We start from the raw sequence: 24,705 nt of genomic DNA on the forward strand, positions 1-24,705 counted from the left end.
CCTCCTATTTCACAATTGTCATCATGACGTCAGTTGGCTGACATGTCGAATGTTTCTCTACAATCACATCTTCGTATGCTTGGGTATTGGTAATGATAACAGGTGTGATTGTTTGTAATCCTTTGCTTTCAATTGCTTCCTGATCAAATGTCATCAACAAGTCACCCTTTTTCACCTTGTCGCCTTCTTTGATATTGAGTGTAAATGCCGATCCATCTAGAGAAACCGTATCAATTCCTACATGAACAAGTAACTCTACACCAAATTCAGAACGCAGACCAATCGCATGTTTTGTTGGTGCAAGCATGACGATACTGCCGTCAAACGGTGCAAACAGTTTGTTATCGGTCGGATGAATGGCAAAACCTTTCCCCATCGCCCCAGAGCTAAATACGGCATCTGGCACTTCAGATAACGAAAGCACCTTTCCTGTAAGTGGAGCCGTGATCATTTCTTCATTGTTCATAGAAGTATTTGTCGTTTCTCCGTCTTGATCTTTAACAGGTGTTTCACTAGCTGACTGTTCTACTGTATCTTCTCCATATCCAAACATTTGAATAAGCACAACTGGTAAAATGAGCGCAATGGCCACACCAATCAAAATACCAATGATAGACGTTGGATAATCTGCACTGATTCCGTTCACAATGGTCAGCGGGCCAGGCAGCCCTGCATATGCAAAGTAATAAGGCGTAAAGAAGCTGGCTACAACGGCACCGACCGCTCCAGAAATACACCCGAAAATAAACGGCTTTTTAAAACGTAAGGTGACACCGTAAATCGCAGGCTCCGTAATACCGAAGAGTCCTGTGATTCCAGCTGAAACCCCAACTTTCCGTGTTTCCCGATTTCTTGCTTTTAAAATAACTCCCAGCACCGCACCGACTTGAGCGATAACAGCGATGGTTTGATATGCCTGAAAGGAGTCACGTCCATATTGTTCAAAGTTCGCAAGTACCATTGGCGTGATGCCCCAGTGAACACCGAAAATCACGAGTACTTGCCAGAAACCGCCGATAATGGCCCCTGCCAGAGCTGGTACATTTTCAGCTAAAACATTGTATCCGTTTGCAATCCCATTTGCACCTGCTGTCGAAAGAGGACCGATTAATAGAATGGTTAACGGAACCATGACGACCATACATAAAAATGGGACAAATAGCGGTTTGACGACCTCATGAATTCGTTTGTTTAAGAATTTTTCTACATAAGAAAGAATCCATACTAAGAAAAGCGGTGGCAAGACGGATGATGTATAAACCGTTTCAGATAACGCAATCCCTAAAAAGGTCACACCTTCCCCTGATGCTACACGTCCGGCAATCTCTGTCCAAGAAGGACTGACAAGCGCTGCTGTACAAGCAACCGCAATATACATATTCGTTTTGAAATGCTTGGCTGCAGTTATCGCAATAAAAATGGGCAAGAACGTAAACGGTGCCCAAGAAATAAAGCTAAACACTTCATAAGTGCCTGTTTTCGAGAAGCTTGGAAATATCAAATTTATTAAAATAAGTGCACCTTGCAAAATACCAGCTGCGGCTAAAATATACACAAATGGCGCAAACACAGCGGACATGGTCGCAATGACCCGATTCAGTATCGTTCCTTTGTTTTCATTCGGCTGGTCATCATCCGACGTTTGGAGCTGAACTAGGTTGGTAAAATGCTCATATACCTCACCTACATGCTGACCGATCACAACCTGAAACTGACCACCGTTTTCCACCACTGTAATGACGCCAGGCATGGCGTTGACTGCTTCTTTTGCCTTTGGATTAGAACGCTTCAGCACCAAACGCAGCCTCGTGGCGCATCTTGCGGCACTCACCACATTTTCTTCTCCGCCAACTGCTTCTAAGATGTCTTCTGCAAGCTTTTGATAATCCCTCACTTTTGACATATAAACCCCCCCTTTATCACTACTAGTATATGTACATTATAATTATACCGGTACAATTTATCAATACATATATAATTCGAGTTTGCATATCAAAGAGAAATCGGGATGTGCTATAATACAAAGACAATAAATCGTGAAAACAAAGAGGAATGGCTATGTTAAAGTATCAACAAATTGCAAGCGATATTGAAAAATATATTGTCACACATGAGCTGCAGCAAGGAGACAAACTCCCTGTGCTTGAGACGCTCATGAATCAATTTGCTGTGAGCAAAAGTACAATTATCAAATCATTAGATTTACTCGAAAGAAAAGGGATTGTCTATCAGGTGAGGGGCAGCGGCATCTTTGTGAGAAGGCATAGACGCAAAGGCTATATTAGCCTATTATCCAACCAAGGTTTTAAAAAAGATTTAGAGGAATTTCAACTGACATCAGAAGTTCTCACGTTAGATACCGTCAAACCGCCAGAAGAAGCTGCGCTAAATTTAAATATTGAACTAGATGAGGATGTTTTCTACCTTAAACGCATTCGTTACATCAATGGACAAACTTTATGTTTAGAAGAGTCCTATTACCGGAAAACCATTATTCCTTACCTCAACACAGAAATTGCAGCCGATTCTGTATTTAAATTCATTAGTGAAGGCCTTGGGCTCAAAGTTGGCTTCTCGGATATGTACTTAAAAGTAGGCAAACTGAATGAAACCGAAGCGAAGCACCTCGGACTTAAACAAAATGATCCTGCTCTTCGCGTCGAAACCGTCTTTCATCTCACAAACGGCCAGCCCTTCGACTTCTCGAAAATCACATATAACTACATGCAATCCCAATTTTTTATTCAGGCGAATAATTATTATGGGTGATGAAAGGAAAAAGCCCCTCATTTTTGAGGAGCTTTTTTTAATGCTGGCATCATTTGTAGTAGTTATAGTCATTGAATGTTGCGATCATATCTTCTTGTGTCCCTTTTTTCCCACGATTCGTATTAAAATATAACGTTCCGTCATCGAAATCAACAGCTTCTATCTCAAAAAGAGTAAATGCACTGCTCGTTATTCGGAAAGATAGGTCATTTCTAGTAAACAACTCTTTTGAAAAATCTTTTGTTGTTGTTCCCTTTTGCTCTTTGATCATTTGGTTGATATTTAACGGATACGTGAGAATAACACTCACATTAGAAGCCCCTCCGTTGGTATCTGGCTTAGATAAAGGGACATATAATGTTCCTTGGTAAAAAGAAATTCCTTGAAGAATGTACTTCGAAACATCTACCACTGACTGATTGATCACTGCTTTTGTATAATTTAATGTAAATGTGGCCTCATACTCAAATTTTCCTGTTTGATCATTAAAATTTCCAATGAAAAAGCGATTGCCAGACCTCACAATAAATTTGTCTGCTCCAACAGAATACGTGATGCCGCTAATTGATAAATTCGTTCCTTGGTACTGAAGGACATAGGCTTTAGCCACTTTGTATGTACTTTTTTTCGTGTTCACTTGTAGCTTCACGATCTTTTTTACATACTTGACACCATCGGTCATAGGGGCTACATAAATACTAACTTGCTCATCTCCTTTTTGGGCTTTGACAGCTAAGTCATTGGCATGTCCTAAATCATAGCTAGTACTATTCGTATCAGAGTTTTTAAGAAGCTTCACTGTTCTGTTGCTTGACGAGCTGTTCATTTTAATAGAGTACAATTGTGTCAGCTGGGTTGAAGTATTTATTTTTGCAGCATAAATCATGTTATTGTTACGGTCGACACACATTCCTTGCATAGAGGTGTAGAATCCAGAGCCTGACATTCCAGTATACGTTGTATATGTGTTGAAATAACCGGATTGAGCTTGAACACTAGAAGACCACATACTGCAACAAAAGATAATAGCCGTTAGGACGACATATTTTATTTTTTTCAAGATTGGCACCATCCTATGATTAGAGTTATTAAAAAAATACGATCTGAACATAAAATCGTCACCCATAAAACGAATGACGATTGTTATAGAAATGAAGTGTTACAAATTATTGGGAAAATCTACTTCTCAGCCTTAAACGACTTTACCGTCTTACTACTCTCTGACATGCCTTTTCTTGTAACCGTGACGTAAATCTTTCCGCCCTTAGCGCCTAGTTGTTTGATGGTCACCTTCACAACCTTACCTTTAGAAACCGTTGACTGACCAATTAATTTTCCTGATTGGTTATAGATTTTAACAAGATCCTGTTTCGCTAATTGACTAACGGTGATCACGTCATTTTTCTTCTTGTTGTTGACGATGTTAATTTGGTTGCCTTTTAATGCAGAGGTTGGCTCACCTTTAAAAGAAACAGCCTGTTTGCCGCTTTCCAACATCTTGTCACTGCTTCGTGTAACAAATACTTTGCCGCTCTTAGCCCCAACTTGTTTGGCGTACAATTTGATGGATGAACTGTTCGCCGGTTTTGATGTGGCAAGTAATTTACCGTTTGTTGAGTAGACTTTGATGACGTCTTTTTTCTTAATCTTACTCACTGTAATGACGTCTTTTTTATTTTTAAGATTATTGATTTTGACCTGGTTGACTTTTAGAGCATCTGATTTTTCACCCTGATAGCGAATTGGTACTCGATTTCCCTCTTTTAGACCAGGCTCTTTCATGCTGATATAAAGCGTTCCACTTGTTTGACCCAATTGTTTCATGGAAATCGTCATGTTCGAGCTCGATGCAGTTTGCTGAGCAATCGCTGTTCCACCAGAAGCTTGTTTAAAGATTTTGATGACGGATTGTTTTTTGATTCCTTTTATCGTTACCGTATCGTTTTTCCCTTTATTGTTCGTCACCTTCACTTGAGATGCTGCAAGAGGAGATGTGAAGATTTTTTTGACGGTTACGACTGGGAGGGAAACCTTCCTCTTCCCGCTTTGCAACGTGATCGTTACTTTAGAACCTTTTGTTAATTTTCCCGTTTTTAATTTAAAATTTTTCCCTGGGGTGATTGGAAATGGGCCATATTTCTTTTTTGTGGAACTTGTGCTGAGCTTGGACACGGCTTTTATTGTACTATTTGTAGAATCTGATTGTACTTCTACAACAGCATTAGACCCAAAGGTGCTGAAACCATTAATTGTATCACTCGAATCATCTATATCTTCTACATAAACTTTCTGTACATCTTCTTGAGATTGATCTGTTTCACTTGGGTTATCTGCCATGAACGTCTTTACTGTAATTAAGTCACCACCGATTAATTTTGAAACAGTAACGTCATAGACACCATTAGAGTCTGTCTGACCTTCTCCAATGACTTGCCCCTCTCCATTTAATACCTTTATGATACTATCTGGAGTGGCGGTTCCACTCACTGATGTTGATAACTGCGTAAACGGGTTCAATGTTGGAGCTGTCGACTTAACATAAAAGAAATCCCTTATCAAAACGTTGTCATAAGCTGGTTCAATAATTTTTACCTTGTTTCGGTCTAAGGCCTTTAGGGTTGCTTTGTCTACATTAAACTCAAAATTACCCTCCTCATCTGCTATCATGGACTTAATAATGTCGTTTGTTTCATTGTTAGCAAAGATGATCTTAGCGTAAGGAATACCTGTCTGACCTTTTAATGATTTAGACCATTTTGTCGTAGGGCCAAGTGAAAATTTCTTAGGATTAATGATTTTTTTATATACGTCGATATTGCTGCCAGTTGTCATTTTGACTGTCAGGAATGTTCCAGCAGTTAATACAGGTGGCAGCTTTAAATGGATGGCATCATTGAATGTCCCTGACGCAATCACTTTACCATCTTGCATGACCTCAACTTTTGTGTTCTTCACTGTTTTCCCAGTTAATTCTTGAGAAGTATCATATATATCATCTAAAGAGCTAAAAGAGCCTTTGAATACATATACGTTATTTGATGCAAGTAAGGTACCGCTTTGATCATACGTATCTAAATTCAAAGTTTGACCAGCAGTCGCTTTACCAGAAAACAATTTAAAATTTCCTTTACTATCTGCTTTTGCGTAATCGTGATATCTAGATTTCCAGTCTCTAGGAAGACCCCAATCTCCGAATGCAACGATTGCGTTAGGAATTGTCTTACCTGTCAGATAATCATCACCATATTTATAACGATCAACTGTTGTTATTGTTCCACCCTCTGCGGCACTCACATTTTCTTGTATATGAAAACTCAACATCATCATACAAAGAATAGAAGCTACTACTTTCAGGACTATTTTCATAAATATATCCTCTCTTTTCCTATTAATGTGTTTATATACAAATATTATACATTTTAACCAATATAGGTACAAGGTTTAATGTTGAGCCTAAAGACTTATATAAAATCCATATTCATAGATATAGAGAGTGATGTCGATCGATTTTTCATTTTGCATGAATCATACAAATTCATCACATCAAAAAGATTCATTTTACGAATGCATCCTACACACTTATGATGAACATAACAACATGGTTAGGAGGATTCGTCAGATGAAAGATATTAGGGTGTATCATGTCGATGCGTTTACAACTGAGAAATTTGGAGGTAATGCCGCTGGGGTGGTGTTGGATGGGGAATGGTTAACGGAGGATGAGATGCAGAATATCGCCAAGGAGTTGAACTTACCCGAGTCCGTTTTCTTGCTGCCGGCACATGATGAGAAAGCCGATTATCGAGTGAAATATTTCACTCCAACGGAAGAGGTCAATTTCTGCGGGCATGCGACGGTTGGGTTGACTTGGCTTTTAGCGACGGAGCTAGATATGGCTAAAGAAAAATCAGGGGTTGTGTTAGAAACAAAGATCGGCCATGTTCCCGTTGTATGGCACGAAGAGAATGGCAAAGTTGTGGATGTCGAGATGACACAGGTCACGCCAAAGACGCGAGATTTTATCATCGATGTAGAAGAGCTTAGTGATATTCTCGGTATAAGCAGTGACAGGATTGATCCATCCTATCCTATAAAATTAGCAAACACCGGAAACTGGCATCTCCTGGTTCCGCTGAAACACCAGCATGACATTGATCAAGCAGCACCAAACTTAGCAGCTTTAGGAAAAATGAATAAAGAGCAGGATATCACAACGACTCATCTTTATACGTTTCAATCCACAAAAGACTGTGATCTTTATACAAGGGATTTTGCACCTGGCATTGGTATACCCGAAGATCCTGTAACGGGAGCAGCAAACGGGGCATTGGCCGGATATCTGTATTTGGAAGGGATTATTCCTCAGCAAGAAACCACTCATCTGCGCATTGCTCAAGGTGATGCAATCGGCAGACCAGGATTGCTTCGTATCACGGTCATTCCGAATGAAACAAAGCCGGTCATTAAAGTAGCAGGTGCAGCGGTTATTACCATTCGTGGGGTGATCACGCTATAAATTGATCAGCTTAAACAGAGACTCTCGTTCAAGCTGAATCTATTTAAAATGATCTTTGACTGCTTCAATCCATCTTTTAGTAGAGGGAGAGGCTGCGTTAAAAGATTTAAACGCCATATTGATTTCGCGATAAACACGGGTCTCAAGTGGAATTACGTTCGCATGAGGCACCTGAGGCGGCAAAATCAACTTCGGAATGATCGTGAGCCCAAGGCCTTCCTGAACCATAGAGATGAGCGTATTGTTGTCCCCAATCTCAAATAAAACATGGGGCTTCACGCCTCTGTCTTTTAATAATTTCTTAATGAGTTGATCACAGCCCGCTTTTGGCATAATAAATGGTTCATCTTGGAACGAAGCCACTTCCATCACCTTCTTTGTATGGAAACGATGACTCTCTTGCATGAGCACCACCAATTCATCTTGAAACAGTGGAACAGTTTCCAAATCTCTAGATGGCTGTGTTAAAAACCCAAGATCAACTGTGCCAGATGCGATCCACTCTTCAATCTCTTCATAGCCGCCTTCGTATAATTCCAATTGGATATTGGGATAACTTTTCGTAAAACGATGAATGAGCTGCGGAAGCATTTTTGAAGAAAAACTAGAGAACGTGCCGATCTTGATACTCCCCACTTCCATCCCTTGAATCAACGCCGCCTCCTGCTCAAGCAATAACGCATGATGAATGATTTGGCGAATATGGGGCATCACTCGCTCACCTGCATCTGTCAGCGACAGCCCGTTTCGATTCCGATGAAGCAGCACAATCCCAAGCTCTGACTCAAGCTTCGCCATATTATGACTCACCCCAGACTGCGTCAGCCCAAGCTTCTCACCGGCTTTTGTAAAACTGCCGCATTCGACGACTGTTTGAAATACTTTGTATGGGAATGTCATTTGTTTGCTCACCTCACTTTAGATCTTGGCAAAACCTACTGTTAGACATGTCTGTGATTTTTCGATTTAATTGTTGTTCGACCAATTGAAAACATGCCTGCTGAATCCATAAACGTTTAAATGTATAGAGTTGTTCTTTTTCATCGCCATGCATCTCTTCATCTTTTTCTAACTGAAAATCTGTTAAATCGATTTTGTCATGAACATGCATATGAATAAAAACATGCGCATTGTGAAAATCATGCATATGCTCTACTAAAGCTGAGATATTGGTGATAAAGTCATCAAATATATCTTCTTCTAGCGTTTTCTTGAGATCTAGATGGCTGTGCACATCCATTGATATGTAATTATCTCTTTCATCCAGTTCTTCTTGAGTGGCTAGAGGGTTATCATGAATCGTTGCTTTTCTATTTAAATCTGTAATCGAGAAATAGACGATGATGTCTTTATTATCGAGAAATTCATACGCCCATATCTCTGCATCTCTTAATCTTAAAATGCGGGTGAGATTGTCCAACTTTAAACCCTCCAATTAATTATTCATCGTCGTCGACGAAGACCTAGACGCCGCTTCATCCGCTTTCACACAATCAATCGCAACAACCAATGCAATCATCACAGGCTCCATCTCTTCTTTCAAAATATCCACCTTGTAGCTATCCCCCCAAGTAAACCATTCCTTCTTTACCTGACCGATCACTTCGCCGCTTTGCAACACTTGGAAATTCATATCCCACCAGTTCCCTTGTACTTCGATACCAGCAGCATCAATTGAATATTTTGCTTTGAAGAACGTAAACTCTTTTTTGATCGTCAATACCTCTTGCCCACCGACTTCTACTAAAAACTTCGGTAAAAAGCTAAACATTTTCTTCGTAATTACAGCGATGACTTCTCGTTCTGTATTCAAAATGGTAAACGTCTTTGGCACCTTCATAAAGCTGCCTTCGACCACATATACATCATTCTCCTGTTGGTCCTTTACCGTAAACCTGCCGCTCAGACTAAATACCTTTTGCTTCATATACAGCTGCTTCATAAGTACCTCCGATTCAGTTCAAAAATTTATCCGTTCTTACCTTACCCCTGATTATACCAAAAGATAGAATGTGCAAAAAACCACCTGATAGCAGGTGGTTTTCGATTACTGATCCATTTTCAGAGATTCTTTTTCATATGTTTGAAAAGCATCTTCCATTCCCATGATGACCTCTTTCATTTTGACATAACCACTTGTGTAAGGAATAGAATCTCTAATCTCTTCCCACATAAAATGATAGAACTTCAGGTCATCTGTTTCACACATCACAAAATCTGTGTAATCCTTACCTGGAAGAGCTTCAGCATCAAAAAAGCGCACCGTCACATGTTCCTCATATTTCTGCATCAACTCTTGCAGCGAAGCCGCATGGGTTCTACGCTCCTCTCGTGGTAAAGCAAGCCAAGATGGATAGAACTCTAATAAAACAACCATCATATATTTCATCATCAAGCCCCTCGATTCTTCTATGATGTGATGATTGTACGCCAGATCTAGAGAATGTGCATTAACATAGGTTAATGTTCAGCAGGATGCAGCAGCCTGCTCAGCGAAACCGGAGAAATACCGATATATGAGGCAATGTGATATTGAGCGATACGCTGATGTAACCCGGGATATTTCAATAAAAACGCCTGATATCGCTCAATGGCTGGCAAATATAGCAGTTCCCTCTCACGCTCTTCCTTTCTCGTATACAGCCTTTCTACACTCACCCGAACAAACCGCTCCCACATATGACTTCTGTCCATCAACATTTGAAGTAGATCATTCGGAATTTCAATCACGATAGAATCCTCCATCGCTTCAATCGAATAAGGAGAAGGCTGCCCGTTGATCATGCTTGCATAAGAAGTAGCAAAATCATCTTCCAACGTAAAAGCCACGTTGTACTCCCTTCCATTCGGTAACAAATAGAAGAGACGGAAGAGACCTGTTATGCAGAAATAGGCATGCTTCACCGGATCGCCAGCCTTGATTATGCATGTACCCGCTTTTAATTGTTTAATCGTTGTTCCATCTTTAAAGGCTTGCCAATGATTTTGTTCAATTGGATATTTCGATATTTTGGTTTTGAACGTGTCGTATGGGTTAGTTATTTTATCCATCTGTAAGTTACCTCTCTAGTAATGGAAGACTTGATATAAAATAGTGTCAGAAAACACGCAAGTTATAATGGAAATATAAGCGATGATGAGGGGAGAAACAATGAAAAAAATCACTTTTTTTCACTGGAACATCCATTTACAAGCAGACTTAACAGCGATTACCGATCATCATGAAAAGAAAAGTCTCATTTGACACACGCAAACGAGACTTTTCTCAAATACTATTTCTTTGGAAAAACCGTCGTAAAGGTCGTTCCTTCTTTTTCATTGCTTTCTACTTCAATAGAAGCATTGTGGTACGACAGGACTTCTTGCACGATGGATAATCCAAGACCCATTCCCTCTTTATTTCGTGCCTGATCTACCCGGTAAAAGCGTTCAAATATTTTTTCTAATGTGTGTTGTTCTATGCCAATCCCCGTATCTCTAATCGTCACAACCGCTTCCGATTCATTTTCATTACAATGAATACTGATTTCCCCAAACTCTTTGTTGTACTTAATGGCATTGCCAATTAAATTCTCCCAAACATTGATTAGCAAGGTCCGATCCGCATATACCGAAACAGGCTGTAGATCCAACTTAATTTCTAGACCTTTCTCTTCTATCCGCCATAGCATCGAATGGACCACTTGATGAAGCTGCTCATCTACTCTGACGATTTGTTTATTCGTTGGATATGTCCCTTGATCAATAGAGGTTAAAATGAGAAGTTGTTTCGTTAAGTTAGATAATCGCTTTGCTTCTGTTTGAATAATGTGGTTGTATTTTTTCCCTTCGCTTGATGAAATCTCCTCATTTAGTAATTCAGAATATCCTCGTATATTTAATAGTGGTGACTGAAAATCGTGCGAGACGTTATTCACAAATTTCTTCCTTGCTTGATCGGTATTCTCTAACTTCTGCTGCATCATCCGAAAACGATCAGCAAGCTGACCAATTTCATCTTTTCGATTGATCATTAATGGATACTGAAAATTATGGTTTGCCATCTCTTGCGTCGCACTCGTCAATTCTGAAAGAGATTGGGTGACCTTTCGAGACATGAATAAAATGCCAATGATACTGCTCACAAAAACGGCGAAGATAAATCCAAAAATAATCAAATGGAACTCTGTAAAGAAACTGATATTATTCGGGCGTAAAAATAAGCCCCATTCTTCCCCGTCAATTTCTATTTTCGTCCCCACTGTATTTTGTATATCATTTGCGAAATGACTCATGATTAAGTATGAATTTTTAAAGGATTTGATCCCGTTGTACGCTTTACCGCCTTCAAATAAGGCGTGCATTTGGTCATTCCATTTTTTCGTTTTAAATGGTTCGCCAAACATCTTCATCTCCCCATCTTCTTTAACCAAAGCGATTTGGTACCCTAGATCGCTCATGGTTTGCAAAAAATCAGAAGATGCCCGCAAGGTAATTTCATGTTCTTTGATTTGTTTAGATAACTGCTCGGCAATGGCTAAATATCGATCATTCATTTGCTCTTTGACAACATGATTGTAAATCAAGTTAGAACAAATAAATCCAATGAAGATACTAATCAAAACAATCAAACACGTATATAGCATAAAACGTTGTTGTAGTTTCATTCTTTTACCTCAAGTTGATAGCCGAAACCACGTATTGTGACAATTTCAATCGTCGCTTCCGCCCTTTTTAAACGTTCTCGTATGCGGTTAATATGCGTGTTTAATGTGAATTCGGGTTGATCTAACGTATCCCCCCAAATGTCATCAATTAAATCCCAGCGGCTTACATTGCGGTTTGCCCGCTGCAGCAGATAATACAGAATTTCTAATTCCCGCATGGGCCAGATATATTGCTGATTCGCAATCATTAATTCCCAACGGTTCGTATCAATCTGAACATTTCCCGCAGTCGTTATAGCTTCTATAGATTTACGATATCGTCGTAAAATCGCATTTACACGGAATAGCAGTTCTTTCGTTTCAAATGGTTTGACGATATAATCATCAATCCCTTGTTCAAATCCTTGTTGCTTATCTTCAATCTGCCCTTTCGCTGTCAGCATAATGACAGGCAGTTCATATTGTTTCGTCACAATGTTCGCCAGCTGAAAGCCATCCATCCCAGGCATCATCACATCAATAATCATGAGATCAAATGACTGATGTTGCAAAAAAGCAAGCGCTGCCTCAGCATTGCTTGCTTTTGTCACTTGGTATCCCGCCTGCTCTAAATGGATGGACACTAATTGCAAAATGGCTTCATCATCATCCACAACCAATACATGCAATTATCCTTCCTCCTTTATTTCCTTAGCTTTGTCTTTTTCAAAGAATAATATGAGTGACGGCAGCAACATTCCTCGCACGAAAAATGTATCGATGATAATCCCAATAGCGACAATAAATCCAAAGATAAATAAATCCGTAATCGGCATGGTCATTAATGCGGCAAACGTTGCAGCAAGAATGAGCCCCGCTGAAGAAATCACCCCGCCTGTGTTTCGTATCGCCACTTCTAATGCAGCTTTGACGTGTAATGTTTGGCGTTCTTCTAAGAAACGGCTCACAAGGATGATGTTATAATCAATTCCTAATGCCACGAGAAAGATAAAGGCATACACAGGGGCACGAGTTGAAATCGCATCATATCCAAATAACACATCGACTAAGAAAATACCTAAGCCTAAGGCAGATACAAATGAGATTAAAATCGTCGCCATCATATAAATCGACATTTTCATGGAACGTGTCAAAGCAAGTAACAAGATTTGAATGAGTAATGTTTCCAGTAAAACGATCTTTTTAATATCGGATTGATTCACTTGTTGCTCATCCACTAATTTAGCTGTTGTGCCAGCAAAAGATAACTGTACCTTTTGACCATCTGATAATCGATAGACGGCTTGATCTGTACGGAAATCTCCTAAAAATTCAATGGCCTCTATACTGTATGGATTCACTTTTAATGATATCGTCATTTTGCCGTGCTCTCCATCTTTGGTTACCCCCGAAGGACGAGTCGATCCTATCTCTTCATTTTCTGAGAATTGGGCGGAGATTTCTTGTAAATGTTCCTGAGTTAGCTTTTGACCAGTCACAAGTACTGTTGTCTGGGCTAGATCACCTTTATTAAATTTTTCCTCAACGATTTCAAATGCAACACGAGAAGGTAAATCCTTCGGGAAATTTTTCACCGAGTTAAATTCATAATGTAAATTGAAAATATTCGCACCTGTCACAAGTAAAAACAGTAAGACCGCACCACCAATTAATCCTGGTTTTCTAACCACGAATTTGGCAAGAGGTCCCCATATGCCATGTTTTGCTTCTTTTGCTTCACCATATGCGGGTACTTTCGGCCAAAATGCTTTGCGGCCAAATAATGCAAACAAGGCTGGAATCAGTGTGACAGAAGCCAACATAATGACCACCATCGCAGCACCAAAGATTGGCGCAAAGTTTTGATAATCACGGAAATCCGCCACAAATAAAATGATCATCGCCGCAAATACTGTACCGCCTGCAAATAATACCGGTTTGGCTGTTGAACGCATCGCTACTTTCATCGCTTCAAATTGATTTTCATGATGTTGTAACTCCTCACGATAACGAGAGAAAACAAACAATGAATAATCAATCACAGCAGCAAATAACAAAATGCTCATAATCGAGGTGGTTGAGTTATTGATTTCAAGTCCACCCACGCCAAGTAAAGCCACAACTTGATTCACCACTTGATAGACAATGACCGTTGCGAACAATGGAATGATCGCTAATAACGGAGAACGGTAAATGACGATCAATAAAACCAAAATGATTGCAACAGTAGCTAATAGCAGTTTCAAGTCGGCAGATTCAAACAGCTTCACCGTATCCCCCGCTATACCTGCTGGACCCGTAATATAAAAATCAGCATCTAGCCCTTTCGCTATGTTTGTACCGACATCCGTTGTCTCATCATTAATCTTTGCATAATCAGCATTGCCTAATCCTGCTTTCAAATTCATTGGCACAATCATCGTCGTTTCATCTTCTGATAAAAAAGCGGATAACGCTTGAGGAGGCAATGCGGACACATCGACAATATCCTCAATCCCCTCAATCTTTGCCTCTTTAATTCCTTGAATGATCGTTTTTACATCTTGAATAGCCAGCTTTCCATTAGGGTTATGGAACACATATAATCCCGGAGTCCCTTTATCATTTGGGAAATACTGATCTAACTTCTTTTGTGTCACGATGGACTGAGCATCACTAGGTAAAGATTGAAAATTGCTCACTTTATGATCGCCCAATTTAGGCCCAGCACTCAACCCGATCATGAAAACAAGCCAAATGATAACAGTCAGCCAAGCCCCTTTTTTTGTAGACATTTTATCAATAAATGATCTGAATCCTTTCATTGATGGTTCTCCTCCTTTTCTCACCGGTTCGAGTATATCGCCTGTATATAAACTTGATATAAACTCAGGGAAAAGGACGAGCCATGAAAATAAAAAAAGCAGAGGTTTATCCCTCTGCTAATCCTTCATAACCATTTACAAAATAAGCGATCGTCTCTAACTCATCTTCTTTTAGTTCTCTGTTCACATGTGTTTGATATTCACTCTTGATTTTCTCCTGGTCTCCACCATAAAGATCAGTGTATTTCGCCATCATTCGAAGCTTGTCTGTTTCCTGACGAAACTCCTCTTTTGTCCACGGTCTTTGATGTGAAGGAATATACGTATCCGCATCAAAAGCATCTAACTCATCTAAAAGACGCAAAATTTCTTTTACCGTAAAATGTACTTTTTCTGCATACATTTTCGGATAAATGCAATCACCAAGAAACAGGATTTTTTCCTCTTTCACATACACGATCACTGAATCTGCGGCATGATCGCCCCCAACATGCTGCACAACACAAGTGACCCCGCCAAGATCAATCTCCATCCGACGATCAAACGTGACATCCGGTAAAACCACCTGAATGTCTCGATGATTCTTATATTCTTCTTTTATCGCCTTCGCGCAAAACTCAATCTCCGTTCCTTCCCTCACCCGCTCATCAATCGCCTCATCTGACCAAGAAAACGGAAGAAGCTTCTCCATTTCCTTTCTCGTTTTTGCAGAAGCAATTGAAACCGCATGAGGCAGCGCCGGTAGACCAAAAATATGATCCCAATGCCAATGCGTGAGGACAACCATATCCGGCGTGGCGTTCTCTTGTTTTAAGGTCTTTTGGATAAAATAGTTCGCATGATCTTCTGAATTACCGGCATCGATCATTAATGTTTTGTTATTGCCTACGACCATGCCTAGGATGGGGCGGTCGGTGAGTGATATTGGTGTGATGTACCAAAAACTCTGACCTGTTTTTCTAATTGAGTGCAAAGGTGCTTCCTACTTTCTGTCATTATTTTTTAAATTGAATCACGTTTTCCCATCGTTCCGCTGTTTATGATGCGGTTGTACTTCAATATAATATATGCGATTTATTAAGTATATCGAATTTCATTACTCGAAGTAGCACGTGAAGCCAATATTGTTACAATGATCGCGATTGCAACGCCTAAAGCACCTGCCCAAGTAACGGAAGATAGAGAAACCCTCTCTACAAAGATACCTCCAATAGCTGCACCTGCAGCCATCGCCAATTGCATCATTGACTGATTGAGACCTAATAGTATACCTGATGACTCTGGCTCCATTGTAGCTAAATGATATTGTTGAGTCGGGCCAGAAGACCATGCAGCAAATGACCATAATATTAAAATGAGCAATACTCCAACATAAGAATGCGTAACTAGTGAGAGCAATATGAGCATGATGACATGTAATGTCATTCCACTAATCAGAGTAAAATTCACACCCCATCGATCGGTACTAAATCCACCAAACTTTGACCCAACTAGACTAGCAATCCCGAATATGAGAAGAACTCCACTCAGCAATTTGCTGCTTACACCTGATATGTTTAAAAGGTAAGGGGATAGGTAGGTATAGGCAATTGAATAACCACCGAGCCAGAAAAAGGTGATGGCTAATCCCAACACTACTTTTGGTTTTTTAAAAAGAGCGAGTTGTTGAATTAAAGGTACAGGTTTATCCCCTTGAATTTTTGGAATCGTAAGAGAAATTATCACCATAGCTAATAATCCGAGTAAGGCTATTCCTCCAAATACAGCTTTCCAACCAAAGAAATCACTAGTCATTCTGCCCAGTGGGACTCCAATGATCAATGATGCTGTAAATCCCATTACTACTGTAGCAATAGCGGTACCTTGCTTACCTTTTGGTGCAATTTTTTCAGCAATTGTTAATGCAGTAACTACGACCATCCCCGCTCCAAGAGCCATAATAATTCTTGACACAATAAATAATTGATACCCAGGGAGGACGAATGCAAGAATATTACCTAGAATAAAAACGCTAAGTGAAAATAACATTAACTTGCGTTTATTCATTCCCGATGTTAAAGCCATTAATACTGGGGTGAAGATGGCATACACAAGAGAAAAAATCGTAATTAACTGGCCAGCTGCAGCTATCGTAATCCCTAATGATTCAGAAATATTATCCAAAATACCAGAGATGATATACTCTGATGTACCAACTAAAAAACTTACAATAGCTAAAATGTAAATCTTTACAGTGTTTGACAATGTAGATCACTCCTTATATATAATAAATTTACATATCTAGAATTGTTAATATGTATGGACAAAAAAACATATTACGATAAGTCGATTTGTATTTAATAAATGAAACTGAATTCTGATGTATGAATTCAGTTCATTTATTAAATATTTTTTTCTAGAATCTTAGCAATTTTTTTTATGGCATTTTCATCTCTTTTATAATACGTGTATTTACCTATACGCTCTGTTGTAATTAATCCAGCTCGTAGTAGAATTGAAAGGTATTGAGATGCTGTTGATTGCGTCATTTTCAATTTATCTGTTATTTGACTAACACATACCCCTGTAGTATTCATATCAATCCCTTCATGGGGTGTAAAATGACGATCAGGTTCCTTTAGCCATTGTAAAATTTGCAATCTTGATTCATTGGATAAGGCTTTGAAAACTTCTATTGGCTCCATACAAACCATTATATCGATAAATAACGATATGTCAACATGTGTTGTTGGAGATTCCTTACAACGTTGCCGGCATCGATCATTAATGTTTTGTTATTGCCTGCGACCATACCTAGGATGGGGCGGTCGGTGTGTGATACTGATGTGATGTAGGAGAAGGTTTGGCCTATTTTTTTATTGTGTGCATGGTGTGCCTGCTTTCTAATATTTTTAAGTTTTATCCCCGTTGAATTGTTATGCTCTACTTAATCAAATATTATTTCTTTAACAAATGTTTGGCTAACTTTCGATCTTCTTTATCATCAGTCTTAATGGATATATGTTCAATCAATTCCCTTGTGGCCGCTTTCTGCGCATACGAAGGAGGCCATTCCTTTAATACACTTAAAGCATGATACTGTAAATTTCCATCATTTGATCTAAGTGCAGCTTGAATCAATGGTAATCCTACACCGTCGTGTTCATATAAATCTTGCACAATATATTGTAGACAAGCCACTTCATCATCTGAGAGGTTTGATAACGATAAATGTGTTTCTGCAAATGTACAAAGCTCTCTAATATGCTGGTGATGATTTGTGTCCATCACAGCAAAGTATATTTCACTATTTGTCGGATCTTTCTCAAGTAAAGCAAATAGATGCTCAATCACATCTAAACGATAAAAGAGAGCGATTTCAAGTGCTTGGGAGCTAAAACCCTGTTGTAACGAATCGGTTGCAAGCTTTGGCCATCTACTGTCATTGATAAACGGTTGAACAGCTTCCTGGATAGCCTTATAATCGTCCTGTTTCCATGAATCATTCAATCGGTCTTCCCAAATCTCTTGATCATCATTTAAAAACTCATTTATTTTCAATATTGGATAAAAGTCCTCAATTGCTTGGCAGTGCTTATGAGCATGGTGAATAAATCGGCAGAGAACTGAGCTTGCATTTGAATACTCATCGATTCCGTAGATAGAAACCTCATCTTCTAATAATGCTTGAATGATGAGACTCGCTCCATCGTATAATTCTTTGGAAATTTCATCTTCTGATAAAGCTGTTTCCAGATCACCATTAAGAGCGCAAGTATAGGCTAAGTATTCATTCATGATTGTATTTTCGCAGCCCTTTGTTAGTAGCCATCGTTTTATTTCTGGCGTCGATGCTTCCAATTGCTCAACAGCCGAAATTTTTCCCCATCCATCAACAGACTTTGCAAGACGCCAAACATGTTCGTTTCCTTGAATTGTGCCATTCTTCAATGCAAACACGACATAAGAAGTAAATTCTTCATGCATACCTATTGTGAATAAGAGCTCTTTGTATTTTTCACAGTTCGTACATCCCAGTATCATAACTGCAAATTTGACGACCTCCCGATGTGCTGCATGCTCAAGAAGCCATAACGCTTCTTGCTGTACACGGGATTCATCCCATTGTGTTTGCTGAAATCGGTCAATTAACTCACTGTTGCGACTCGCCATATTGTTAGAAATGATTTTTTCATATGTTTTTTTTCTAGTTTCGTTTGTAGGATGATTCAGTTGTATTTCAAAAAGCTTCAATAGTTTCTTCACATAAAAAGGGGCAGGTCGTTCATCTACATAATAATCAGATAAACCGGGAGCCAATCGTGGTTCATTTTCGTCAAATAAATAATCTTCATCGGGTAAACGGTCGTCTACTATTTTATGATGTGATTGAATTTGTTGTTGAATAAAGGGAACGATTTTCTCTTTATGATCCCATTGTAGAAAATTTAACTTTATTGAATCATCTAAAACCGTTTCATGATCTACTTTCACAATACAACGAAATCGTACATACCCACCCAGTTTAACGGACACTTTGTGTTTTGTACCATCTTGAAGCTCCAATATCCCTGACAATTTTGAATAAGGGATCATATGAGTCAATAAACTTTTTCGTTGTTTTTTATCAACTGTCACACCATCAATGATTAGTTGCTCTTCTTTTATTTGGTTTGTAATTTCTATAGAATGCCCTTTATATTCAATTTTCCATGTTTTATTTATTTCTTTTTCTACATCTTTTATTACGTTACGTATTTCATGTTTAAAGTCAGCTTTGAAACCCATGGAAGTCTCCTTTGAGTAATTGTAGATTGAATATGTGATCGTTACCAATACCTGCTGTAATCGTTTCTTGAACTAAGTTTTCATTATATATAATACGATATTTATTAAGAAGAGTCTTCTTTTCTTCTTACATGAAAAAAGGTATGAGAAATGAATAATTCCCGTACCTTTTACTATTTAAAATTATTGATTAAATGTCGGCTCTTTTTGCTTTGCATCCTCAAAATACTGAGTAAACGAAGAAACACCTGAATAAGATATTGATAGGTACTCTTTAGCACGAGTCATTCCTATATACATTAAAGACACTTCTTTTTCTTGATCCTCTTCATACTTTAATGGCATCAGATCAGCTTTCACAATAAAAACTGAGTGGAAGTCAAGACCTTTACTACTATCGAGAGAACAAATTTTGACTGTCTCTTCCTCTGGATTGAACTTATGTTTGGTTGCACCATTTTCAGTTATCCAATTGTAAGGAATATTCTTTGTTTGAAATTCAGATTGAATCGCTGATATATAATGGTTATTATATCCCTTTATACGATATAAAATAGCCATTTCAGAGTAAGGTATGTTCTTTTCATTATGTTGATCCACTATTTGTTTAGTAATCTCCTCTATTTCTTCTTTAAAGGTATTACATCTTAAAAGCTCTACTTCTGGCCCTTTACGTTTCGTCTTTTTTGGAGGGATGATTTCGATTGTCTCTGTCTGTTCTTGTTTTAATTTAAGATCTAAAGCTCTATGGCTATCGTAAAATTTCCATCCAAAATCCACAATTTGTGACGTATTACGATAATTTATATTTAAGATTCTAGATCTACCTCTAAAATCAAGGCCCGTATCTTTCACATAGCTTCTACTTTTCCGATAGATATCTTGCGCTCTATCTTCTACTAAAAGTAAAGATTGCGTCTCTTGATCTAAGCATAAGCTCATGAGATGCAGCCAGCTCCCTTCAAAGTCCTGCCCTTCATCAATTAAAATGGCATCATACTTTACAGGAGTTAAAGCATCATTTTCTATTTTTTCAATGTAATCATCTATTTCAAGTTCTGAAATACCATGATCTTTTTTAATCCAGTGATGAAAATTTAATATTTGTATATTATTTAAATTTGGTGTTTTTCTATGATCGGATGTCAGAAAATCATCTGGTTCTGTAAATTTAGAATGAATCATTTGTTTAATATTTTGTTTCAAAGCTACATTGTAACAGAGTATTAATATCTTCCAATTCGGATGTTGTTCAGCTAACATTTTTGCTCGAGTCGCTAAGATTAAGGTTTTACCACTTCCTGCTACTCCTCTAATTAGCCGATGTTTATCACCAATCTGTTTAGCCAAGTTTTCTTGATGCAGATCCATCGTTTTGATGTTTCGAAAAGATAATAACAGTTTTTCTTGGTATGGGACTGGTTCAACATCTGCTCCAACGCGTATTTCTTTGTACAGATGATAACGAATCCTTTCTAATTCGTCAGATGATAGTGGAGTATTTAACTTGAAAGGCACATGAAACATATCAAACAATTTTTCTATTAAGATCTCAGGATCAAAATGGTCATTATCCGGATCAATCTGATCACGCGATAAAATAAAATGTGGATCAATAACCTCATATACTTTATTTTTTAAAAGTTGTTCTTCATGAAGCCGAGTGAAGACGACACCATAACCATAAGGAAACTTTAATTTAAACTGATATTTCCCTTCTGTATTGATTAAATCAATGTCTTTCTCAAGCATATCTTTTATTTTAAAAGCATACTCTCTTGATTGAACTAGGGGACTCTTCACTCTATGTAAATCACCAGAAGAATTTAAAATGCCCCAGGTATTATCGTTTAGCTCTCTTATTGTATTTTTGGTGTAATCTTTTACTTCCAAAACTAATACTCCTAGATCCGGACCGATTATCACAAAGTCTGGTCTAAACCCATTGATATTAGGCTCATAATGAACAATATAATCCTCGGGTAGATATTCCTTTAATGTTCGAAATAAAATTCGTTCTCCTGCAGTAGCAGTACTTTTAATACTTTCTGGTAATGTAATTGCCATTCATACTACACCCCTCTATTATCCTTATAAACCATATATCGGAATAATCTGGATTGTTTGAATGTAAATTATTACATTATATAGGATTATTTAAAGAATGGTGATCGTGATGTTCGTTAGAAAGATAGTTAAGTATATTTAAAGCTATGAAATTAACACAAGTCACTCAAATTCATAGCTTCTAAAAAATAAATTTTAAATTAGACCTTTTCTTTTTAATTCCCTTATTGCTCTTAAATCTTCAGGGGTTGGGGTTGGTTGTTCTTCACTTTTACTTAGAAAATCGGGTTGATTTAATCCCCAATCATTAAATACATTTAATAGCTCGTCAGAAATTCGTATGTCTCTTTCTCGAATTTCATTCATTCCCCAGTCTTTATGTTCGCTAGATAAATTTAATAAGATTTGAACTTTAGACTTATTGTAGCTGTCTTGTTTCTTTTTAAAATATCCATTACTTGCAATGATATTAAGCTTTTTTTCAAAAGGTATTTTATTTCCCAAATGCTCCACAAGTTCTTTTATCTCTTCCTCAGAATTATTTGGAAAATAACTGGATTGCCATTTTCTAGGTAGTATATGCTCGATTTCCCATTTATCAGGAAGGAGTTCCTCCTGCTTTTGATAAGCAAGTATCTTTAAAATCATTCGAACAGTATTACGATGCGCAGTTTTAATCTTAATTTTTAGCTCTTGTTCATCCAACTTATTAAAATTAAATATAGGTGTAGGCGAATTAATAATTTCAGAGTTTAGATTTAAAATCCCTCGCTTGACTACATTAATAGTTGGCGTAACTATGTAACGCGCTGCCAAAACAGCAAGTAAATTTTTAAGAAACCGTAAAAAAAGGTTTTCGAAATTTGGTAAATTATAATAATTAAGATAATAAATAACTACTGGATACTTCCAAAATTCATTTGGATACGAAGATAACCCATCAAGTATTTGTTTAATCTCGATATTTTTAGACCAATTCTCATCTTCTATTTCCACACGATTGTTAACCACCTTCCATAAATTCAGCATTGAATTTAAGTTTGTAATAATATCAGTTTTATATAACTGTTCAAAATTATTTCTGGAATAATACTTTCTTAGACCTGGAGTTGTAGTATTTCGATCATTTTCTAAGGCTCTTAAATAGAACATATAATAATAGAATAGTTTTTGAATGCTTTCACCAGCATCCTTCGCTTCATCATCAAGTTGTTGCCATTGCTCAATGAAAACAGCTCTAATATCAACACTTAAATTATTATAGATTTTCGCTTTAAAAATATCAGCATCGGATAAAGCTAGTCCTCTATCGTTAAGAGTTGAAAAGATCGTTAAAGCTGTATCTTGGGAATCAGCTGTGATTGGTAATAAGATTGCCTTGTTTAAAACATTCCTAATAAACCAAAAAAATAACTCCGGTTCATTTGAAGCATAATTCTCAATTAACTCTGTAAATAATTTATAGTTAAGTGAATAGTTATCTTTTGCAGTTTCTTTAGTAGTCCCGTTAACAAGAATCTGACCAAAAATTTTGTTTCCCTCATCACTTATAACTCTAGATTCAATTAGAGCTTTTTCAAAGTTAACCTCAGCTGTTAATTCATCTTGTTCCCACAATGCTGATTCTATTTGTGCTTTAAAGTTTGCTACTTCCTTTGTTTCTTTCATTGAATTAAGTTTGAAGTAAAGCGCTCGTAACAATAAGAATAAAGACGTAATTCGCTGCTGACCGTCTATAATTTCTTGTTCACCACTATCATTTTCATAAGAAACAATCGTTCCTAGAAAATAAGTGCTTCCATTATCATTTTCTGTATACTCTGTTAAGTCTTCAAAAAGCGTTTGAATCTGTTCGTCAGTCCATGCATACGGACGTTGATATTCAGGAATAATAAATTTATTTACTTTTCCTGTTTCTAATAGTTGCTTAACACTCTGTTTATTTACTTCTATAGATGTAGCCATTATTTATTCTCCTTTCTTTTAATACATTTACTTTATACTACCGATTAATAATTAGAATTATTAATTTTTTACTAGTATGCTATCTTGTAAATCAATATGGATAATGTGCTGAAGATACAAGTTCTGAAAAGGTATGGGTCAGAAAGCTTTCTCTTTCTATCTTTACACCAGATATTTTTAATGCTTGTTCAAGTGCGATATCCATATCTATTTTTATTTTATTTTTTCAAGTTGTGTCTCCTATTATTTAAATTTCCATTACCTAATTTCAATAAAACTTCATTCCATCGAATAATATTTTAACAGAAATTGTTAGTCTCTACGATTTCACAAAATAGGTTCTTATCATTCATATTCTTCTACTCACTATCGTTTAAATAAGTTATGGAATTAGACATAAAAAATTAACAGTAAGAATAAACCTAGCGATTTTAAAAAGAAAAAATATTGGTTATTGAAAAATTCAATGATTTTCTTATGAGGCATCAACAAAAGATAAAACAGAGAAGACAGCGAATGGAAAGTTTAATGTATCATTATCAGATACTCATAAGATTTAAGTTTACAATGTCTAGCAAAGACATCTTTTATAGAACATTAAGCTGAACCTTTTACATCAAGATACTATTAATTATGCTAGGAATGATTAAAAAAAACTCATCTACTTATGATAAGGCTCCCCCCGAACAATCCGAAACGCCCGATAAATCTGCTCCACCAACACCAGCCTCATCAACTGATGCGGGAACGTCATCCTCGAAAACGACAGTTTCTCATTCGCCCGCTGCATCACAGCATCGCTTAACCCAAGGGATCCGCCTATGACAAAACACACCTTACTTTTTCCGTATGTTGCCAGCTTATCTATTGTATCGGCTAATTCTTCGGAACTTTTCATTTTTCCTTCGATGGCGAGGGCGATGACGTGGGCGTCTGGGTTGATTTTGCTTAGGATGCGTTCGCCTTCTTTGTCTTTGATGATTTTCATGTCTTGCTCGCTGAGATTCTCGGGTGCTTTTTCGTCTGCGAGCTCAATGATCTCGATTTTTGCGTATGCCTGTAATCGTTTTGTGTATTCGGCTATGCCTTGCTTTAAATATTTCTCTTTTAATTTTCCTACTGTGATAATTGATATATTCACAGGTCATCCCCACCTTAAGAACAAGTTATTCATATAAGTTATCAACAATTG

General features: G+C 37.6%; 20 protein-coding genes. 2 read left to right on the forward strand and 18 right to left on the reverse strand.

The window, feature by feature from the left end; all coding sequences use genetic code 11:
* Nucleotides 1–4: 4 nt before the first annotated feature.
* Entirely contained in the window at nt 5–1,903 is a 1,899-nt protein-coding gene (locus tag MHI58_RS19315; protein ID WP_045034877.1) for a beta-glucoside-specific PTS transporter subunit IIABC, read from the reverse strand.
* A gap of 155 nt (nt 1,904–2,058) precedes the next feature.
* Here MHI58_RS19315 and MHI58_RS19320 point away from each other — a divergent pair, with 155 nt between their 5' ends.
* Complete coding sequence (locus MHI58_RS19320; protein ID WP_045034878.1) at nt 2,059–2,769, forward strand: GntR family transcriptional regulator; 711 nt, start codon at nt 2,059–2,061, stop codon at nt 2,767–2,769.
* A 49-nt stretch (nt 2,770–2,818) separates the two neighbouring features.
* On the opposite strand, the gene MHI58_RS19325 is transcribed toward MHI58_RS19320, so the two are convergent.
* Nucleotides 2,819–3,829: a hypothetical protein gene (locus MHI58_RS19325; protein WP_192876918.1), complete on the reverse strand. Its 1,011-nt coding sequence runs from the start codon at nt 3,827–3,829 to the stop codon at nt 2,819–2,821.
* Nucleotides 3,830–3,948: 119 nt separating this feature from the next.
* On the reverse strand, nt 3,949–6,135 hold the full coding sequence (locus tag MHI58_RS19330; RefSeq protein WP_045034879.1) for an Ig-like domain-containing protein: 2,187 nt from the start codon (nt 6,133–6,135) through the stop codon (nt 3,949–3,951).
* A gap of 253 nt (nt 6,136–6,388) precedes the next feature.
* On the opposite strand from MHI58_RS19330, the gene MHI58_RS19335 reads away from it, so the two are divergent.
* The gene (locus MHI58_RS19335; protein ID WP_045034880.1) at nt 6,389–7,285 is read left to right on the forward strand and encodes a PhzF family phenazine biosynthesis protein; all 897 of its coding nucleotides are present in this window, start codon (nt 6,389–6,391) and stop codon (nt 7,283–7,285) included.
* Nucleotides 7,286–7,324: 39 nt separating this feature from the next.
* Here the strand turns inward: MHI58_RS19335 and MHI58_RS19340 are convergent, their stop codons facing one another.
* The 15 genes from MHI58_RS19340 to rlmH all read right to left on the reverse strand — a co-directional run bounded on the left by MHI58_RS19340 (nt 7,325) and on the right by rlmH (nt 24,654).
* Nucleotides 7,325–8,185 carry a LysR family transcriptional regulator gene (locus MHI58_RS19340; protein WP_045034881.1) on the reverse strand — a complete coding sequence of 287 codons (861 nt, stop codon included), beginning with the start codon at nt 8,183–8,185 and terminating at the stop codon, nt 7,325–7,327.
* A gap of 13 nt (nt 8,186–8,198) precedes the next feature.
* On the reverse strand, nt 8,199–8,705 hold the full coding sequence (locus MHI58_RS19345) for a hypothetical protein (RefSeq protein ID WP_045034882.1): 507 nt from the start codon (nt 8,703–8,705) through the stop codon (nt 8,199–8,201).
* 15 nt (nt 8,706–8,720) lie between these two features.
* On the reverse strand, nt 8,721–9,227 hold the full coding sequence (locus MHI58_RS19350; protein ID WP_025208303.1) for an LURP-one-related/scramblase family protein: 507 nt from the start codon (nt 9,225–9,227) through the stop codon (nt 8,721–8,723).
* Nucleotides 9,228–9,332: 105 nt separating this feature from the next.
* Nucleotides 9,333–9,674, reverse strand: a complete 342-nt coding sequence (locus MHI58_RS19355) for a darcynin family protein (protein WP_039165381.1) — start codon at nt 9,672–9,674, stop codon at nt 9,333–9,335.
* A gap of 71 nt (nt 9,675–9,745) precedes the next feature.
* Nucleotides 9,746–10,336: a Crp/Fnr family transcriptional regulator gene (locus MHI58_RS19360; protein ID WP_045034883.1), complete on the reverse strand. Its 591-nt coding sequence runs from the start codon at nt 10,334–10,336 to the stop codon at nt 9,746–9,748.
* A gap of 221 nt (nt 10,337–10,557) precedes the next feature.
* Complete coding sequence (locus MHI58_RS19365; RefSeq protein WP_045034884.1) at nt 10,558–11,931, reverse strand: cell wall metabolism sensor histidine kinase WalK; 1,374 nt, start codon at nt 11,929–11,931, stop codon at nt 10,558–10,560.
* Nucleotides 11,928–12,599, reverse strand: coding sequence for a response regulator transcription factor (locus MHI58_RS19370; RefSeq protein WP_061420762.1), 672 nt, complete (start codon nt 12,597–12,599; stop codon nt 11,928–11,930). Before MHI58_RS19370 ends, MHI58_RS19365 begins: the two co-directional genes overlap by 4 nt.
* Nucleotides 12,600–14,714: an MMPL family transporter gene (locus tag MHI58_RS19375; RefSeq protein ID WP_045034886.1), complete on the reverse strand. Its 2,115-nt coding sequence runs from the start codon at nt 14,712–14,714 to the stop codon at nt 12,600–12,602.
* Nucleotides 14,715–14,820: 106 nt separating this feature from the next.
* Nucleotides 14,821–15,687: an MBL fold metallo-hydrolase gene (locus tag MHI58_RS19380; protein WP_045034887.1), complete on the reverse strand. Its 867-nt coding sequence runs from the start codon at nt 15,685–15,687 to the stop codon at nt 14,821–14,823.
* 104 nt (nt 15,688–15,791) lie between these two features.
* A complete protein-coding gene (locus tag MHI58_RS19385; RefSeq protein WP_045034888.1) occupies nt 15,792–16,958 on the reverse strand; it encodes an MFS transporter in 1,167 nt (388 codons plus the stop codon).
* Between the two features lie 137 nt (nt 16,959–17,095).
* On the reverse strand, nt 17,096–17,398 hold the full coding sequence (locus MHI58_RS19390) for a helix-turn-helix transcriptional regulator (RefSeq protein ID WP_045034889.1): 303 nt from the start codon (nt 17,396–17,398) through the stop codon (nt 17,096–17,098).
* Between the two features lie 253 nt (nt 17,399–17,651).
* A complete protein-coding gene (locus MHI58_RS19395; protein WP_045034890.1) occupies nt 17,652–19,481 on the reverse strand; it encodes a hypothetical protein in 1,830 nt (609 codons plus the stop codon).
* A gap of 183 nt (nt 19,482–19,664) precedes the next feature.
* Entirely contained in the window at nt 19,665–21,548 is a 1,884-nt protein-coding gene (locus MHI58_RS19400) for a nuclease-related domain-containing DEAD/DEAH box helicase (RefSeq protein ID WP_045034891.1), read from the reverse strand.
* A gap of 195 nt (nt 21,549–21,743) precedes the next feature.
* Nucleotides 21,744–23,513 (reverse strand): DUF262 domain-containing protein, encoded by a 1,770-nt coding sequence (locus tag MHI58_RS19405; RefSeq protein ID WP_045034892.1) that lies wholly within the window; start codon nt 23,511–23,513, stop codon nt 21,744–21,746.
* 661 nt (nt 23,514–24,174) lie between these two features.
* Nucleotides 24,175–24,654: a 23S rRNA (pseudouridine(1915)-N(3))-methyltransferase RlmH gene (gene rlmH / locus MHI58_RS19410; protein ID WP_041508068.1), complete on the reverse strand. Its 480-nt coding sequence runs from the start codon at nt 24,652–24,654 to the stop codon at nt 24,175–24,177.
* Nucleotides 24,655–24,705: the final 51 nt, after the last annotated feature.

It is taken from the genome of Bacillus sp. FSL K6-2869 (assembly GCF_040869405.1).
GTDB lineage: Bacteria > Bacillota > Bacilli > Bacillales > Bacillaceae > Bacillus > Bacillus altitudinis.